16 protein-coding genes are annotated in these 16,977 nt (G+C 71.2%); 9 read left to right on the top strand and 7 right to left on the bottom strand.

Annotation, left to right across the window (positions count from 1 at the left end):
* Nucleotides 1-78: 78 nt before the first annotated feature.
* The gene (locus tag O7609_RS19780) at nt 79-1,503 is read right to left on the bottom strand and encodes a cytosine permease (RefSeq protein ID WP_269735659.1); all 1,425 of its coding nucleotides are present in this window, start codon (nt 1,501-1,503) and stop codon (nt 79-81) included.
* A gap of 246 nt (nt 1,504-1,749) precedes the next feature.
* Here O7609_RS19780 and ureA point away from each other — a divergent pair, with 246 nt between their 5' ends.
* From ureA to O7609_RS19760, 4 genes are all read left to right on the top strand, one after another.
* Nucleotides 1,750-2,514, top strand: a complete 765-nt coding sequence (gene ureA, locus O7609_RS19775; RefSeq protein ID WP_269743985.1) for an urease subunit gamma — start codon at nt 1,750-1,752, stop codon at nt 2,512-2,514.
* Nucleotides 2,511-4,199, top strand: a complete 1,689-nt coding sequence (locus tag O7609_RS19770) for an urease subunit alpha (protein WP_269735661.1) — start codon at nt 2,511-2,513, stop codon at nt 4,197-4,199. Before ureA ends, O7609_RS19770 begins: the two co-directional genes overlap by 4 nt.
* Before the next feature lie 113 nt (nt 4,200-4,312).
* Nucleotides 4,313-5,377 carry an agmatine deiminase family protein gene (locus tag O7609_RS19765; RefSeq protein ID WP_269735662.1) on the top strand — a complete coding sequence of 355 codons (1,065 nt, stop codon included), beginning with the start codon at nt 4,313-4,315 and terminating at the stop codon, nt 5,375-5,377.
* Nucleotides 5,378-5,544: 167 nt separating this feature from the next.
* Nucleotides 5,545-6,141: a TetR/AcrR family transcriptional regulator gene (locus O7609_RS19760; protein WP_269737189.1), complete on the top strand. Its 597-nt coding sequence runs from the start codon at nt 5,545-5,547 to the stop codon at nt 6,139-6,141.
* A gap of 1 nt (nt 6,142) precedes the next feature.
* Here the strand turns inward: O7609_RS19760 and cimA are convergent, their stop codons facing one another.
* On the bottom strand, nt 6,143-7,771 hold the full coding sequence (gene cimA / locus O7609_RS19755) for a citramalate synthase (RefSeq protein WP_269735663.1): 1,629 nt from the start codon (nt 7,769-7,771) through the stop codon (nt 6,143-6,145).
* Nucleotides 7,772-8,241: 470 nt separating this feature from the next.
* Here cimA and O7609_RS19750 point away from each other — a divergent pair, with 470 nt between their 5' ends.
* The 3 genes from O7609_RS19750 (at nt 8,242) to O7609_RS19740 (ending at nt 11,103) form a co-directional block, all read left to right on the top strand.
* Complete coding sequence (locus tag O7609_RS19750) at nt 8,242-8,763, top strand: hypothetical protein (protein WP_269735664.1); 522 nt, start codon at nt 8,242-8,244, stop codon at nt 8,761-8,763.
* Nucleotides 8,757-10,568, top strand: a complete 1,812-nt coding sequence (locus tag O7609_RS19745) for an alpha/beta hydrolase (RefSeq protein WP_269743984.1) — start codon at nt 8,757-8,759, stop codon at nt 10,566-10,568. The genes O7609_RS19750 and O7609_RS19745 overlap by 7 nt, the downstream gene beginning before the upstream one ends.
* Before the next feature lie 64 nt (nt 10,569-10,632).
* On the top strand, nt 10,633-11,103 hold the full coding sequence (locus tag O7609_RS19740; RefSeq protein WP_269743983.1) for a hypothetical protein: 471 nt from the start codon (nt 10,633-10,635) through the stop codon (nt 11,101-11,103).
* 53 nt (nt 11,104-11,156) lie between these two features.
* Here O7609_RS19740 and O7609_RS19735 read toward each other — a convergent pair whose 3' ends face one another.
* The 4 genes from O7609_RS19735 to O7609_RS19720 all read right to left on the bottom strand — a co-directional run bounded on the left by O7609_RS19735 (nt 11,157) and on the right by O7609_RS19720 (nt 14,724).
* Complete coding sequence (locus tag O7609_RS19735; RefSeq protein WP_269743982.1) at nt 11,157-12,260, bottom strand: branched-chain amino acid aminotransferase; 1,104 nt, start codon at nt 12,258-12,260, stop codon at nt 11,157-11,159.
* Between the two features lie 219 nt (nt 12,261-12,479).
* Complete coding sequence (locus tag O7609_RS19730; RefSeq protein ID WP_269735668.1) at nt 12,480-13,523, bottom strand: 3-isopropylmalate dehydrogenase; 1,044 nt, start codon at nt 13,521-13,523, stop codon at nt 12,480-12,482.
* 107 nt (nt 13,524-13,630) lie between these two features.
* Nucleotides 13,631-13,759: a hypothetical protein gene (locus O7609_RS19725; protein WP_269743981.1), complete on the bottom strand. Its 129-nt coding sequence runs from the start codon at nt 13,757-13,759 to the stop codon at nt 13,631-13,633.
* A gap of 254 nt (nt 13,760-14,013) precedes the next feature.
* On the bottom strand, nt 14,014-14,724 hold the full coding sequence (locus tag O7609_RS19720; RefSeq protein WP_269735669.1) for an HAD family hydrolase: 711 nt from the start codon (nt 14,722-14,724) through the stop codon (nt 14,014-14,016).
* A gap of 117 nt (nt 14,725-14,841) precedes the next feature.
* Between O7609_RS19720 and O7609_RS19715 the strand changes: the two genes are divergently transcribed.
* Nucleotides 14,842-15,057: a hypothetical protein gene (locus O7609_RS19715; protein WP_269735670.1), complete on the top strand. Its 216-nt coding sequence runs from the start codon at nt 14,842-14,844 to the stop codon at nt 15,055-15,057.
* Between the two features lie 112 nt (nt 15,058-15,169).
* Nucleotides 15,170-15,601, top strand: coding sequence for a GNAT family N-acetyltransferase (locus O7609_RS19710; RefSeq protein ID WP_443072175.1), 432 nt, complete (start codon nt 15,170-15,172; stop codon nt 15,599-15,601).
* Nucleotides 15,602-15,640: 39 nt separating this feature from the next.
* On the opposite strand, the gene O7609_RS19705 is transcribed toward O7609_RS19710, so the two are convergent.
* Nucleotides 15,641-16,975: a TIGR02679 family protein gene (locus O7609_RS19705; protein WP_269743980.1), complete on the bottom strand. Its 1,335-nt coding sequence runs from the start codon at nt 16,973-16,975 to the stop codon at nt 15,641-15,643.
* Nucleotides 16,976-16,977 lie beyond the last annotated feature (2 nt).

Raw genomic sequence — 16,977 nt, 5'->3', positions numbered from 1 at the left:
TGGTTACCCGCGGTTCGCCGGGCGTTGTCCGGACGGCACCATCGCAGGTCAGGACGCGACGCGAGGCGGGGCGCAGGGTCAGGCTGCGACGGCCGGCTCCGGGTCGGGGGCGGGGGCGGGCACCGGCGCGGCGGGCCGGGAGAACGGCCAGAACAGGACGGCGGCGACGGCGGCCGACAGCAGGAAGCTGAAGTCCAGTCCGCCGAGGGTGTCCACCAGCGGGCCGGTGTAGAGCGGGGTGTCCACGGCGAACAGCCCCACCACGGAACCGGCCGCCCAGGCACCGGTGGCCAGCGGGTTCCAGCCGCTCCGATACCAGTAGGCGCCACCGTGCGCCCGCCGGTTGAGGACCTGCAGCGCTTCGCTGTCGTACGCGCCCCGGCAGCGCACGTACCCGATCAGCACGATGACGGCCCAGGGCGTGCCCACCGCCGTCAGCAGCAGGACGAACGAGGTCATGGCGTCCTGCGCGGCCCAGGCGAAGTGGCCGAGGTACACGAGCGCGGTCGAGCCCACAGCCACGGCGTAGGTGGCGCGCCGCCGGGTGGTGCGCGGGACGATGGCGTCCAGGTCCAGGCCCATGGAGTAGAGCATCAGCCCGGCGTTGCCGACCGAACCGGCCGAGGCGGCCAGCAGCAGCGGAGCCAGGAACCAGACGGGGGCGCCGGCGACCAGCGGGCCCGCGTAGTCGGCGCCCGCTCCCACGGCCAGGGCGGTGAAGGTGCCGAAGAGCTGCGGGATCAGCAGGCCGGCGACCAGGCCGAGGCAGGTGGCCAGCCACACGCCGCGGGAGGAGTGGCGCTTCGGGGAGATGTAGCGGGTGTAGTCGCCCAGCAGCAGGATGAAGGCGACCGGGCCGCTCAGTCCGGCGGCGACGACGGCGAGCACCCAGGTGGGCCAGAAGCCGTCCAGCAGGTAGGGGGTGTCGGCGACCGGCGCGGTCGTGAAGTCGGGGGCGTAGGCGAACAGCCCGAGCACCAGCAGGGCGGTCATGCCGATGGCCAGGATCTTGCTCACCCGCAGCAGCAGCTTGTAGCCGTACAGCGCGCCGCAGGCCGTACAGGCGGCGAGCAGCGCGTAGACGACCGCGTAGCCGGTCGAGCTCTCCGGCAGCCCGAACATCCGGTGCAGGCAGGCGACCATCGCTTCACCGCCGACCCACAGGGTCAGCGCCGAGTACCCGAGGGAGAGCAGCAGCCCGATCGTCGACCCGACGAGCCGGCCGCGCACGCCGAACTGGGCGCCGCTGGACGTGGACAGGTTGGTGGCCGTGCGCAGGGAGACGAGGGCGAGCGGTGCGATCAGCAGCGTGCCGACGACCGTCCCCAGCACGAGAGCGGAGACGGAGGGCCAGAAGCCGAGGCCGAAGGAGACCGGCAGCCAGCCGAAGATGACCACGCCGAGTGCCAGGTTCGAGCCGATGAGGAAGCTGACCAGGTCGCGCGGGCGACTGGTGCGGTCCTTCTCGGGAATGGTGTCGACGCCGTACTGCTCGATCTCCATGCGCGGATCTCCTGGGGACGTGGCGGTTACTACTCAGTTCATTTACTTAGAGCACTGCTCTAACCAGACATGCGTTTCAATGTGAGGCGCCACAGCACCCAGGTCAAGACTTTCCACGAAACTCGCGATAACGTTTAGAGTGACGCTCAAACACCGGGGCCCGTCGTAGGCCCCGCCCCGGCCCGGGACCCGTCGAGCGGGCCCGCGGATCGGGACCGACACGCCACGACGAGCAGGAGGTGCCGGGTGCGGCTCACCCCGACGGAACGCGACCGGCTGCTGTTGTTCAGCGCCGCCGAGCTGGCCAGGGCACGCCGCTCCCGCGGCCTGCGGCTGAACGTCCCCGAGGCGACGGCGCTCATCGCCGACACCGTCTGCGAGGCCGCCCGCGACGGCGCCCGCCTCGCGGAAGCGATCTCCGCCGCCCAGACGGTGCTCGGCCCCGACGACGTGCTGCCCGGCGTGGCCGAGGTGATCACCGAGGTCAACGTCGAGGCGGTGTTCGAGGACGGCTCACGGCTCGCAGTGGTACCCGAGCCGATCGGTGCCGCGACGGTGGACGGACCGGGCGCGGTACTGCCAGGGCCCGCATCCGCGGAGCCCGAGCCGGAGGTGACGCTGACGGTGCGGAACACCGCGTCCGTCCCCGTCAGCGTCACCTCTCACTTCCACTTCTTCGAGGCCAACCCCCGGCTCGACTTCGACCGCGCCGCCGCCTACGGCATGCGCCTCGCCGTCCCGGCCGGCTCCTCCCGGCGCTTCGGCCCCGGAGAGAGCGTGCGCGCCCCGCTCGTGCCGATCGGCGGCGAACGCGTCGCGATCGGCTTCGCCGGGCTGGTCGACGGCCCGCTGGACGCCCCCGGCGCCCGCGAAGAGGCCCTGCGCCGCGCCGCCGCCTGCGGCTACCTGGGCGCGCCCGCGCCACAGGAGGGGTCCCAGGACGGCCCCCACACCACGCCCTCCGGTCCGCGGACGACACCGGGCACGACCACCGACGGGAGCGAAGGATGACGATCGACCCGCACGAGTACGCCTCGGTCCACGGCCCCCGGGCGGGCGACCGGGTCCGCCTCGGCGACTCGGGCCTCGTCGTCCGCGTCGAGTCCGACTCCCAGAAGCCGGGCGACGAGTTCCTGGCCGGGTTCGGCAAGACCGCGCGCGACGGCCTGCATCTGAAGGCCGCCGCCGTCCGCGAGACCTGCGACGTCGTCATCAGCAACGTGCTGGTCATCGACGCCGTGCAGGGCATCCGGAAGGTGTCCGTCGGCATTCGCGAGGGCCGCATCCACGCGATCGGCCGCGCCGGCAACCCGGACACGCTCGACGGCGTCGACGTCGTCGTCGGCACCGGGACGACCATCGTCTCCGGCGAGGGCATGATCGCCACCGCGGGCGCCGTGGACACCCACGTCCACCTGCTCGCCCCCCGCGTCATGGAGGCCTCCCTCGCCTCCGGCGTCACCACGATCATCGGCCAGGAGTTCGGCCCGGTGTGGGGCGTCGGCGTCAACTCCCCCTGGGCGCTGGGCCACGCGTTCAGCGCCTTCGACGCCTGGCCGGTCAACATCGGATTCCTCGGCCGCGGCTCCTCCTCCCACCCCGCCCCGCTCGTCGAGGCCCTCGCCGAGGGCGGGGCCTGCGGGTTCAAGGTGCACGAGGACATGGGCGCCCACCGGCGCGCCCTGGACACCGCGCTGCGCGTCGCCGAGGAACACGACGTGCAGGTCGCCCTGCACAGCGACGGACTCAACGAGTGCCTCGCCGTCGAGGACACCCTCGCGGTGCTCGACGGCCGCACGATCCACGCCTTCCACATCGAGGGCTGCGGCGGCGGACACGTCCCCAACGTGCTCAAGATGGCCGGGGTCCCCCACGTCATCGGCTCCTCCACCAACCCGACCCTCCCCTTCGGACGGGATGCCGTCGGCGAGCACTACGGCATGATCGTCTCCGTCCACGACCTGAAGACGGACCTCCCGGGCGACGCCGCCATGGCCCGCGACCGCATCCGGGCCGGGACCATGGGCGCGGAGGACGTCCTCCACGACCTCGGCGCCATCGGCATCACCTCCTCCGACGCCCTCGGCATGGGCCGCGCCGGCGAGACCATCCGCCGCACCTTCCAGATGGCCGCCAAGCTCAAGCACGAACTGGGCCCCATGGAGGGCGACGGCGAGGGCGACGACAACGCCCGCGTGCTGCGCTACATCGCCAAGCTCACCCTCAACCCCGCCATCGCCCACGGCCTCTCCCACGAGATCGGCTCCATCGAGGTGGGCAAGATGGCCGACATCGTGCTCTGGCACCCCGCCTACTTCGGCGCCAAGCCGCAGCTCGTCCTCAAGTCCGGCTTCCCCGCCTACGGCGTCACCGGCGACCCGAACGCCGCCACCGACACCTGCGAACCGCTCGTGCTCGGCCCGCAGTTCGGATCCCACGGGGCCACACCCGCGGAGATCTCCGTCGCCTTCGTCGCCCAGGCCGCCCTCGCCGAGGGGCGCGACACCCTGCCCACGCGCCGCCGCCGCGTCGCCGTCCGCGGCACCCGCGGCATCGGCCCGGCCGACCTCGTCCACAACGCCCGCATCGGGCACGTGAACGTCAACGAGCGGACCGGTCTCGTCACCCTCGACGGGGAACCGCTGAGCTCCGAGCCGGCCGAGAGCGTGTCGCTCAACCGCCTCTACTTCCTCTGAGCACGCTCAACACCCCTCCGCCGAGTCTCCCCGACTCCCCCTCGCCTCCCGCCAACCGAGCCGATTCCGCGGCCCGCAGTCCGGGCCGCCGCTTCCCGCGAAGGACACCCACCATGCCGACCCCTGCCGCGCACGGTTTCCACATGCCGCCCGAATGGGCGCCCCACGACCGCACCTGGATGGCCTGGCCCGGCCCGAACCCGACCTTCGACACCGAGGAGTCGCTGGCCGAGGCACGCACCGCCTGGGCCGACGTGGCCCGGGCCATCAGCCGCTTCGAGCCCGTGACCGTCGTCGCCTCCCCCGACCAGGCCGCCGCGGCCGCCCTTCAGCTCGGCCCGGAGATCACCGTCGTCGAACAGCAGGTCGACGACGCGTGGATGCGCGACATCGGCCCCACGTTCGTCACCGACGGCCGCCGACTCGCCGCCGTGGACTGGATCTTCAACGGCTGGGGCGCCCAGCCCTGGGCCCGCTGGGAACACGACGCGAAGGCCGGGGCCCACGTCGCCTCGCTCGCCGACGCCCGGACCTACGCCTCCCTCCTCGTCAACGAGGGCGGCGGCATCCACGTCGACGGCGAGGGCACCGTCCTGCTCACCGAGACCGTCCAGCTCGACCCCGGCCGCAACCCCGGCTGGACCGCCGAGCAGGTCGAGCGGGAGGTCCACGACCACCTGGGCACCACCAAGGCCATCTGGCTGCCGCGCGGACTCACGGCCGACTACGGCCAGTTCGGCACCCGCGGCCACGTGGACCTGGCGGCCGCGTTCGTCGCCCCCGGCGTCGTCGTCGCCCACGTGCAGCCCGACCCGGCCCACCCCGACCACGCCCTCTGCCAGGAGACCGTCAAGCTGCTGCGCGCCTCCACCGACGCCGGGGGCCGCCCGCTGGAGGTCGTCGAGCTCCCCGCGCCGACGGTCACCGAGGTGGACGGCGAGCTGGCCGACTACTCCTACGTGAACCACTACCTGTGCAACGACGGCGTCGTCCTGTGCGGCTTCGACGACCCGATGGACGAGCACAACGCGGACATCTTCCGCCGCCTCTTCCCCGACCGTACGGTCACCCTCGTCGACGCACGTACGATTTTCGCAGCGGGCGGCGGCATCCACTGCATCACGCAGCAGCAGCCGCGCGTCGCGGCCCAGGGACCAGGGGTCACGACGAGCCGGTAGAGCACCGCCCGCGGCCCCGGACGGCCGGGGCCCGCGGCACACAGGCGCACAGGCGCACAGGGAGTGGGAACGTGGCAGGTCGGGCGGACGCCGGCAAAGGGACGACGACACGCGAGAGCCGTTCCCGCAGGCCCGCCCAGCCACGCGAACGACTGCTGGCGGCGGCCATGGACACCATCGCCGAGCTCGGGCTCGAACGGCTCACCATGGCCGGGCTCGGCCGCCAGGTCGGCATGAGCAGCGGCCACCTCCTGTACTACTTCAAGACCAAGGACGAGCTGCTGCTCCAGACCCTGCAGTGGAGCGAGGAGCGGCTCGGCGTCGAACGCCGCGCCGCCCTCGCCCGCCAGGTCCCCGCACGGCAGCGCCTCGACCACCTCGTCGACCTCTACCTCCCCGACGGGCCTCGCGACCCGGCCTGGGCGCTGTGGCTGGAGGTGTGGAACCGCTCCCAGAACGCCGACGACGAGGTGCGCACCCGCCAGCTCGAACTGGAGCTGGCCTGGCACCGCGACCTCGTCGCCCTGCTCGTCGAGGGCATGGCCCGCGGCGAGTTCCGGACCGTGGACGCGGACCGCTTCGCCACCCGCTCCCGCGCCCTCTTCGACGGCCTCGCCGTCCACCTCGTCGTCGGCCTGCCCGGCATGGACCGGCGGACGGTGCTCGGCCACATCCGCGACTACTTCGACGACTCGCTCATGGCCGAGCCCGCGTCCGGGCCTCCGTCCGGGGCACCGTCCGGGGCACCCTCCGCCGGCGGCTGAGCTACTCCGCCGGCTCGACGCCGGCCCGCAGCAGCCCGTAGGTGTAGGCGTCGTCCAGGGCCTGCCAGGACGCGGCGATGACGTTGTCCGCCACCCCCACCGTGGACCACTCACCGGTTCCGTCCGTCGTGGAGATCAGCACCCGCGTCGTCGACTCCGTGCCGTGCGTGCCCGCCAGGATGCGCACCTTGTAGTCCACCAGTTCCAGCCGGGCCAGTTCCGGGTAGACGCTCTCCAGCGCCACCCGCAGCGCCCGGTCCAGCGCGTTGACGGGCCCGTTGCCCTCGCCCGTCGCCACGGCCCGCTCCCCCTTGGCCCACAGCCGCACCGTCGCCTCGTTGGCGTGGGTGCCGTCCGGGCGGTCCTCGACGATGGCCCGCCACGACTCCACCCGGAAGAACCGCGGCGCGCCGCGCCCCTCCGCGTCGTCCCGCGCCGCACGGTGCACCTCGTCGCGCAGCAGCAGCTCGAAGCTCGCGTCCGCGGCCTCGTAGGTGTAGCCCCGCAGCTCCTGCTCCTTGACCCGCGCCACCACCCGGCCCACCAGGTCCCGGTCACCGGCCAGGTCGTAGCCCAGCTCCTTGCCCTTGAGCTCGACGGAGGCCCGCCCGGCCATGTCCGAGACGAGCATGCGCATGGAGTTGCCCACGGCGTCCGGGTCGATGTGCTGGTACAGGTCCGGATCGACCTTGATCGCGGACGCGTGCAGCCCGGCCTTGTGCGCGAACGCCGACACCCCCACGTACGGCTCGTGTGTCGACGGCGTCAGGTTCACCACCTCGGCGATGGCGTGCGAGATGCGGGTCATCTCCGGCAGCGCCTCGGGCGGGACGACCGTCCTGCCGTACTTGAGCTGCAGCGCGGCGACGACCGGGAAGAGGTTGGCGTTGCCCACCCGCTCCCCGTACCCGTTGGCCGTGCACTGGACGTGTGTCGCCCCGCCGTCCACCGCCGCCAGCGTGTTGGCCACCGCGCACCCGGTGTCGTCCTGCGCGTGGATGCCCAGCCGCGCGCCCGTGTCCGCCGCGACGGTCCGCACCACGGCCTGCACCTGCGCGGGCAGCATGCCGCCGTTCGTGTCACACAGCACGACGACGTCCGCCCCGGCCTCGTGCGCGGCCCGCACGACCCGCTTCGCGTACTGCGGGTTCGCCTGGTAGCCGTCGAAGAAGTGCTCGCAGTCCACGAACACCCGGCAGCCGCGCTCCCGCAGGTAGGCCACGGTGTCCGCGACCATCTCCAGGTTCTCCTCCAGCGTGGTGCGCAGCGCCAGCTCCACGTGGCGGTCGTGGGACTTGGCGACGATCGTCACCACCGGTGCGCCGGAGTCGGCCAGCGCCCGCACCTGCGGATCGTCGGCCGCCGCCACCCCCGCCCTGCGGGTCGCCCCGAACGCGACGAGCCGCGCGTTGCGGAGATCGAGCTCGGTGCGGGCCCGCTCGAAGAACTCGGTGTCCCGCGGGTTCGCCCCCGGCCACCCGCCCTCGATGAACCCCACGCCGAACTCGTCCAGGTGCCGGGCGATGGTCAGCTTGTCGGATACGGAGAGGTTGATGCCCTCACGCTGGGCACCGTCCCGCAACGTCGTGTCGAAGACGTGGAACGAATCGTCGGGGGCTGCCGTGGTCATGGTGGGTTCGACTCCTACGCGAAACGAGTGGGACCGGTAGTTCTGTCTGACACAGCTCCACTTGTCCCCATCATCCCCCGCGCCCCGGATTCCTCCGGTGCGGGTGGACCGGAAGGTGCCGGATAACGAAAAAACCCCTCGCGGGTGCGAGAGGTCGGCGCGCGGGTCTGGGACACGGTGTCCACTGCCGCCATCGGGTTACCTGCGGTTCAGCGGTCACTGCGGACCGGCGCGCTGTCACCAATCATCATGGCGAACGAGAGCACGACGGAAGTCAACCACACCGACGTCCGGCGGTGGCCGCCGTCTCAGCATCCGGGACTCCGTGTCCACTCCGGGCTCTCCCTCCCCTGATCTGAGTATCCGTACTCAGGCGTGCTCTCACCCTCCGTATGCAGAATGTCTCCGACCGCGACGAACACAGACCGGCGCGCGGCTGTCCCGGCCGCGCGGGGAGGGGACCACTCACCGTGCGAGAGCACAGTTCAGCCATCTGGACCCTGATCCAGGGGAGCGAGCCTCGGGACGCGGGGGCCGAGGTACACCTGTCGCTGGCATCAGCAGACGGCCCCGGGAACGACACCTCCGGCCCGGCCGGCGGGCCGCCCAGCCTCAAGTCCGGCACGAAGCTGTGGAACACCGCGTCAGAAGGCGTCGGCGCCCTGCGCGGCAACCTCGGCACGGCCATCACCCGGCTCGACGAGAGCCAGAACGGCATGAGCACCGGCGACAAGGCCGCGACGGGCTTCCTCACCGGCTCCGCCCAGTCGACCGTCCACCACTCATGGGACCGCTACCTGGACCTGATCCGGCGCGAGGCCGACGAACTCGGCGACAAGCTCACCAAGGCGGGCAATGACCACTACAAGAACGAGGAGGCCACCGCCGCGGCCTTCCGGCAGCAGCAGACACGGCCGGTCGAGTCCGGCCCGGGCAGCGCCCCTCCCCCGCTCGCGGACCTGCCCTCCTGGAGCGATGCGCTGCCATGGTGACGCTCGCAACGCTCCGCGCCGTGAACCCGGACGAGTTCGAGGAAGCGGCGGACGGCTACCACGCGGTGAGCACCGCGGCCAGCACCGCAAAGGACCGCCTGTCCAACGAGATCATCGCCAAGACCATGCCCGCACCCGCCGAAGGCGGGTCGGACGGCCTCGTCGGCGAAGCCGCCTCCGCGGCCCGCCGACGCCTGGAACGCCTCGGCGAGAACCTCCACTACACCCAGGTCGAGTGCGGGCTGGTCCGCGCCACCCTCAACGGCTTCGCGGCGGACCTCAGGGCGGCGAGAAAGAAGCTCGACGCTGCCCTCGACGACGCCGCGGCCTCGGGCCTCACGGTGAACGGCGACGGCTCCGTCAGCTACCCGGCCGCGGGTGAGAAGGCCGACGGCAAGACTCCCGAGGGCGGCACCGCGGTGTCCTACGAGGACGCGGCGGCGAACGGACTCGCCGACCAGGCCGCCCACCTCGACCCCAACCCCAAGCACGCCGTGGCCAAGGACTGTGCCGACCGCATCGCCCAGGCCCTCAAGGAGGCGACCGAGGCCGACCAGACCTGGGCCCCCAAGCTCCGCGAGCTGAAGGCCCAGAACGACCTCACCGTCAGCTCCAAGGACTGGGCGGACGTCCACGGCGACCGGGAAGCCGTCCAGGAGGTCGCCGGGGTCTACCTCGACGAGAAGTACATCCCCGAGGGCAGGCCCCCCAAGGAGAACGCCGCCTGGTGGAACGGCCTCACCCCGGAGGAGCAGGCCGACTACACGGCCCTCTACCCCGCCTCCATCGGCGCCCTCGACGGCATCCCTTCCGACGTCCGCGACGAGGCTAACCGCGCCGTCCTCGCCCAGACCAAGGGCGATTACGAGACCCGACTCACGGCCATCCCGCCAACGCCCGCGCTCTATGCCCAGCCTGGACAGTCCGAGCAGACGGACTGGCGGGAGCGAGCGGCCAAGGTCCAGGAGTGGAAGGACAAGTACGGCGATGAGCACGAAAGGCTGACCAAAGCCCTGAAGGGCATGGAAGCAATTGAGGACCGCTTCGACTCCACCGGAGTCCAGGGGCTCCCTGAAGCGTATCTTCTCAAGTTCATCCCTGAAGCAGACGGCCGTGTCGTCATCGCCAACGGCAACCCGGATACAGCCGATCACACCGCCGTTTACGTTCCAGGAACAGGGTCCGAACTGAGCAAAGTGGAAGGCGACATCAAGCGCGTCAACAGCCTTTGGGGTGCCTCAGCACCAATGGCTTCCGGAGAAAACGTCTCCACCATCGTGTGGATGGACTACGATGCGCCAGACTCCGTAGTGAAGGACGCCCCATTCTCGCATTACGCTCACGACGGGTCCGAGGGGTTCGCGAAATTCATGAACGGCGTACACGAGTCAAACACAACGAACTCAGGTGGACATTACACGACGGTCGGGCACTCCTACGGCACTACGCTCATCGGAGCGACAGCACGTCTACACGATCTACAGGCAGACGACATCGTCTTGGCGGGGAGCCCCGGCGTCGAAGTGGGCAAGGCTTCCGAAATGGACGTACCGAAGGGTCACGTATGGAACCAGGAGGCGGAGGGTGACGCCGTCCCTGACATCGGCCGGTGGAGTCATGGCGGTGAGCAGTGGGAATACGAGGGTGGCGTCCGCATCGTCCCAAGTGACGAGATCTTCGGCTCCAACCAAATGTCCACCGACACCCACGGGCACAGCGATTACTGGAAAGAGGACTCTGAGAGCCTACTGAACCAGGCAGCCGTTGTGACCGGAAATTATGACAGGGTCACCCTTGAAGAATAGCCAGAACCTCCGCACCCCCCTGTGGGTACCCTTGCTCGCGATAGTTCTCACGGGATGTGGCTTCATGGAAAAGGAATCTGCAAGCGAACCGGCCGAAATCCGCGCCGTATCAGAGGTACGGTCCGATACACAAGACGTGTCCAGTGAAATCCTGAACATCATCGCGTTGATAGGTGAGGTCTCGGAGCCAGGCCCGGGCGTAGGTGCCTGCCCGGGGGATGATACGGATTCGGATCAACACTTCATGATGCGGCACACGTGGAGCATTTCCAGCAACGACGAGGGCGGTCTCGCCACGTCCATGGAGTCCCTACGTGACGTACTCCCCGAAAAAGGGTGGGAGATTGTGAGTTACGGCCCGAACAAAAGCCGTGCCCGCACCCTGACGTTGGTCGCAGACCACCCTGCGCGCCAATTCGGCATCAATATCCAGCTCTGGGATAAGCGCAAGGAAGATGCCACACCGATGATTCTCGTCAGCGTGGCATCTGCGTGTTACCAGGTGCCAGCCGGCCAGACAGTCGAGCACTACTGATGCGAGCGGCACGTTGGGGAGCTCGCGGCGCGAGCCCCCCAACGAAGTAGCCGTCAGGCCAGGCGGTGCATCCAGGCGTGGGGGTCGGGGCGGCGGCCCGACTGGAGGGCCAGGAGCGACTCACGCAGCTTCATCGTGATCGGCCCGGGCTCGCCGTCGCCGACGGTCCAGTTCCCGCGGGCCGACTTCACGGACCCGACCGGCGTGATGACGGCCGCCGTGCCGCAGGCGAACACCTCGGTGATCGTGCCGCTCGCGTTGCCCTCGTGCCACTCCTCGGTGGAGATGCGGCGCTCCTCGGTGGCGTGGCCCATGTCGGCGGCGATGGTCAGCAGGGAGTCGCGGGTGATGCCGGGCAGCAGGGTGCCGGTGAGCTCGGGGGTGACGACCTTGGCGTCGTCACCGCTGCCGAGCACGAAGTACAGGTTCATGCCGCCCATCTCCTCGATGTAGCGGCGCTCGATGGCGTCGAGCCACACGACCTGGTCGCAGCCCTGGGCCGCGGCCTCGGCCTGGGCGACCAGGGAGGCGGCGTAGTTGCCGCCCGTCTTGGCCTCGCCCATGCCACCGGGGGCCGCGCGCACGTACTCCTCCGAGAGCCAGACGGAGACGGGCTTGACGCCCTGCGGGAAGTACGGGCCGGCCGGGGAGGCGATGACGACGAAGAGGTACTCGCCCGCGGGCCGGACGCCGAGACCGACCTCGCTGGCGAACATGAACGGCCGCAGGTAGAGGGACTCCTCGCCGACGCCCGGCACCCAGTCGACGTCCTGCTGGACCAGCAGGTCGCAGGCCTCGATGAACGTCTCGACCGGCAGTTCCGGCATGGCCAGGCGGCGGGCGGAACGCTGGAAGCGCCGCGCGTTGGCCTCGGGACGGAAGGTGGCGACCGTGCCGTCGGCCTGGCGGTAGGCCTTGAGCCCTTCGAAGATCGTCTGCGCGTAGTGCAGCGTCATGTTCGCCGGGTCGATCTGGAACGGCGCGTACGGCTCCAGCCGGGCGTCGTGCCAGCCGCGGCCCTCGGTCCACCGGATGGTGACCATGTGGTCGGTGAAGTGTCGACCGAAGCCCGGGGCTGCCAGCACCTTGTCACGCTCCGCGGCCGACAGCGGGTGGGCGGAGGGCTTGAGGCCGAATGCGATTCGGGGCGTCGTCATGAGCGCGTCCTTCACTGTGGTGGTGTGGCGGACCGCGCGCACATACGTGGACGTCCTAGCTTCTCCTGACGCGGCGGCCCCACGTCCGATTATCGCGCGTGGGGTGCCGCGTCAAGGAGACGGGTGTGCGGCGGCCCTGGGTGAGATGGTCGCACCCGGCCGCCGCGAGGCACAGCGACCGGACGCGGAGTCCGGCACGCTGGGCAGCGGAAGCCGGACTCAGCCGGCTACGCGTGCGGCGAGCACGTCGCCGATCTCGTCGGTGGAGCGCGCCGCGGCACCCTCGCGCTCGGCGAGGTCCGCGGTGACGGCGTCCTCGACGCGGGCGGCCTCGGCCTCGTAGCCGAGGTGGCGCAGCAGCAGAGCCGCGGAGAGGACCGTGGCGGTGGGGTCGGCCTTGCCGCTGCCGGCGATGTCCGGGGCGGAACCGTGCACCGGCTCGAACATCGAGGGGAAGGCGCCCGTCGGGTTGACGTTGCCCGAGGCGGCCAGGCCGATACCGCCGGTGACGGCGGCGGCGAGGTCGGTGATGATGTCGCCGAAGAGGTTGTCGGTGACGATGACGTCGAACCGCGCGGGGTCGTTGACCAGGAAGATCGTCGCCGCGTCGACGTGCAGGTAGTCGGTGGTGACGTCCGGGTACTCCTGGCCGACGCGCTCGAAGACGCGCGTCCACAGGGAGCCGGCGTGCACGAGGACGTTGTTCTTGTGCACGAGGGTCAGCTTCTGGCGCGGACGCGCCTGGGCGCGCGCGTAGGCGTCCCGCACGACGCGCTCGACGCCGTAGGCGGTGTTGACGCTCGCCTCGGTGGCGACCTCGGCGGGCGTGCCCGCGCGCAGACTGCCGCCGTTGCCCGTGTAGGGGCCCTCGGTGCCCTCGCGGACGACGACGAAGTCGATGTCGGGGCTGCCGACCAGCGGCGTGGCAGTGCCGGGGAACAGCTTCGAGGGGCGCAGGTTCACGAAGTGGTCGAACGCGAAGCGCAGCTTGAGCAGCAGCCCCCGCTCCAGCACACCGGACGGCACGCTCGGGTCGCCGACGGCGCCGAGCAGGATCGCGTCGTGCTGCCCCAGCTGTTCCAGCTCGTCGTCCGGGAGCGTCTCCCCCGTCGCGTGCCAGCGGGCCGCGCCGAGGTCGTACTCCCTGCTCTCCAGCTTGACGTCCTGCGGGAGGACGGCGGTGAGGACCTTCAGACCCTGGGCCACGACCTCCGGGCCGATGCCGTCACCGGGAATCACTGCGAGATTGATGCTTCGCGCCATGCGCCGGACCCTACTCCCGTCCCATGCCTCGACCAGACTTCGTCCACCATACGGACGACGTGGTGGCGGTAGGGGCCCTACCGCCACCCGGAGCCGCCCTGCGGGACTCAGTGGCCGGTGGCTCCGCCGTTGTCACGACGGTCCAGCGCACGCTGGAGCGCGGCGGCGGCGTTCTTGCGGGCGGGGTCGGTGGTGCGGGCAACACGGCGGGTGCGGCGGCGGGTGTTGGCGTCCATGATCAAGGCTCCTTCAGGCAGGCGGACCCCGAGAAGAGAAATACGGAAACGCCGGAGAGGGGGCGGGGGCCTCCGCGCGGCAGGGGTGACCTGCGTCGGGCACGGTGCCTCATCCGCCGTTCGCTGATAGAGCGAGACGTTCGGCTCCTCCTAAGGTACGAGCGATCGGCTGTGATGTCTCGCCAAATAGTTGGCCTTCCTACTATCTGAGACGAACACCACTCCCCTGCGGTATCACGGCAGGTCAGCAGGGGTTACTGAGCATTCTGGGGCGGGTGGGACAGGAGTGCCTGCCGGAGCTCGTCCAGCCCCCTGATGCACAAGATCCCGTCCGGGGCCTCCCGGCCGAGCCGGTCGAGCCACACCCCGGCGAGCCCCGCGTCCAGGGCACCCAGCGCGTCCGTCGTCAACTGGTCTCCCACGTAGACCACTTCGTGTGGCGGCAGCCCGAGGGCGGCGCAGGCCGCCCGGAACGCCCCGGGGTCCGGCTTGGCGCAGCCGATGTCGTCGGCGCAGACCAGCACCTCGAACCGGTCCCGGATGCCGAGCCTGCGCAGCTTGCGATCCTGGTTGCGGGTGGAGGAGTTCGACAGCACTCCGTGCCGGTAGCCGTCCCTGAGCGCGTCCAGGGCGGGCAGGACGTCCGGGAACAGGCACCAGGCGGCCTCGTAGTGCACGACGTAGCGGTTGAACCAGGCGTCGGCCTCCGCGTCGGACAGCCCGGCGTTCCCGAGGAAGCCCCTCGCCCGCCCCCGGCGGTGCTCGTGGAACTCCAGCTCCCCGGCGAGGAACAGCGCGAACTGCTCCTCCATCACCTCCCGCCACCGCTCCAGCGCGGCCTCGGGCGTGGGGTAGGCGCCCAGGAGCCCCTCCTCGGCGAGGTGCCGCAGCGCACCGGCCCGATCGGCCCCGGTGTAGTCGAAGAGGGTGTCGTCGACGTCCCACAGAATCGCCCGAATCGCCATGTGCCCACCTTAGGAGTGACGGTCCGACCGCAGTATCGGTTCCTCGTATACCCGGCTGCTTGGCGTGACCGCGTCGCTTGTGCGACGTGTACCCACACGCCCAGACCTGAGGAGGAGGTGTCCCATGACCACTGTCGCCCCGGAGGCGCCGATGACCAGCTCCGTCCCCGCTGCCGCCGAGTCACCGTTCTCACCGACCCGGCGCCGGACGAGGCCGTCTACGCCGCCGAGACCCGCGTGCCCTACGGGAAGGACGTGACGATCCCGGAGGGGCCGGCGAAGGGCTTCACGATCACCGAGGAGATCACCGGCCCCGTCCTGCGTACCGCGTAGGGGCGCCTTACCGGGGTGCGTCCGGCCGGGAAACGTGGTCGGATGCCTGCTTGTGGATGCCATCGACTATGGACTCAGCGACCGGCGGGGACGGACGGTCTCACTCGAAACGGTGACCGAGGACAACTGGCGGGCGGTCGCCGACGTCGCCCCGCGCGACGAGCAGCGCGCCTTCGTCGCGGCGCTGGGTGCCCGCTACCTGCTGCTGTCGATGCGCGAGGAGGCGTGGAACTCGGTGGCCGTCCGCGCGGACGGCCACGTCGTCGGGCACGTGATGTGGGGCTTCGACCCGGCGGACGGTGCGCACTGGCTGGGCGGCCTGCTGATCGACGCGGACCACCAGGGGCAGGGCATCGGACGGGCGGCGCTCCGGACGCTCATGCGGTGGCTGTCCGAGCAGCCCGACTGCCGCGAACTGCGCCTCTCCTACCATCCGGCCAACCACGCCTCGGCCCGGCTGTACGAGTCGCTCGGCTTCACCCCGACCGGAGAGGTGGAGGACGACGAGATCGTCACCGCCCTCCCCGTGCGCACCGACCGCTGACGCCCCCGGTCGACCGCCGGCGTGGCCCGAGTGTGCTCCTCAGCGCTTGGTCGGTGACCGGAGGTCGGACAGGAGATCGGGGAGCACCGCCTCCTCCTCGACCCGGACCCCGTGCTCGGCCAGGGCCACGGCCAGGCCCTCGTCCCAGGGCGACTCGGCCGCCGGGCCGCTGAGGCGCGACCAGCCGCGCACCAAGCCGACACCGGCACCTACAACGGCACGGTAGTCGGACGCCGTGTAGCGCCACGGTTCCCAGGGCACCCGCCGGCGCAGCGCGCCGGCGATGCGCAGCCCGCCCCAGTCGAAGTCTCCGTGGTAGCGCAGAGTCGCCCCACCGGCTACCAGGCGGCGCAGCAGCAGAACGGCGGCGGTCGAGGGATGTCCGGCCAGGCAGACCACCGGCGGGCAGTGCGGGCCGTAGGCGTCAGCCGCGGACGACAGCACGGTCGGGTTCTCGCAGACGTAGACCGCTCCGGCGGGGCTTCCGCCCCGCGCCGGGTACTGGCGGGCGACCTGACGCAGGGTGAGGACGGCGGGCTCTCCCGCGTCGGCCAGCGCGTCCAGTGCCAGGGTGCCGCGGAGGTTCAGGACGAGAACCGTCGAGGAGAGGTCGTCCTTCAGCAGCCCGGCCGATGCCCACGCCTCGCGGCGCCACTCGGCACCCGAGCCGTCGGGGAAGCCGGTGAGCGCGCGAGCGCCGGACAGGGTCAGCGTGGCCAGGGGTGTTCCGGCGTCCAGTGCGTGGGAGCGCCCCAGCGTGCGGGCGGCGAAGGCGGCGAGCGACGTGGCGGGCTCGACCGGCAGTGCGCGCAGCACCGTCACCGCGTCGGCCAGCAGGGGCCGGGCCGTCTCCGGGGTGCGGGCAAGCCGTCGGAGGAGACCCTCGCCGCGGATGCGCTCGGCCCAGCCGGCGAGCTCGGGGCCGAGCGTGCTCAACGGGGCGCAGGCCTCATCCCATGCCCGGGTCTCCCGGTCGCGCAGCTCGCTTCGAGGAGTCACCGGGCCATCGAGGAACGCCACGGCCACCGCCAGCCCGTGCGGGCTGACGCCGGAACGGCGCAGCGTCGCGTCGACCGTGTCAAGGCGCACGGTCAGCGAGCCGCCAGAGCTCGGCGCGCGGCCCAGCAGCCGTTCGACCGCCGCCCGCTGGGCGTCGTCCGGCGCCTTGAGCGAGACGGCGCCGGTCAGCGGCCGGCCGCGTACCAGCCGGTCCCGGACCCGGGCCACCAGCCAGGACATGGCCGGAACACCGAGCAGGCGCTCCAGCCGCTCGGCGTCCACGTTCTCACTGCCGTCGGTGTCGGCCTCAAACGGCGACAGTATGCCCTCCCTCGGGCTCCGTGCCCCCGGGTCCGGCGCGTGATTCAGCTCCACCG

Source organism: Streptomyces sp. WMMC1477 (genome assembly GCF_027460245.1).
GTDB lineage: Bacteria > Actinomycetota > Actinomycetes > Streptomycetales > Streptomycetaceae > Streptomyces.
The sequence above is the reverse complement of the archived record's forward strand: the minus strand, read 5'-3'. Positions and strand labels throughout refer to the sequence as shown.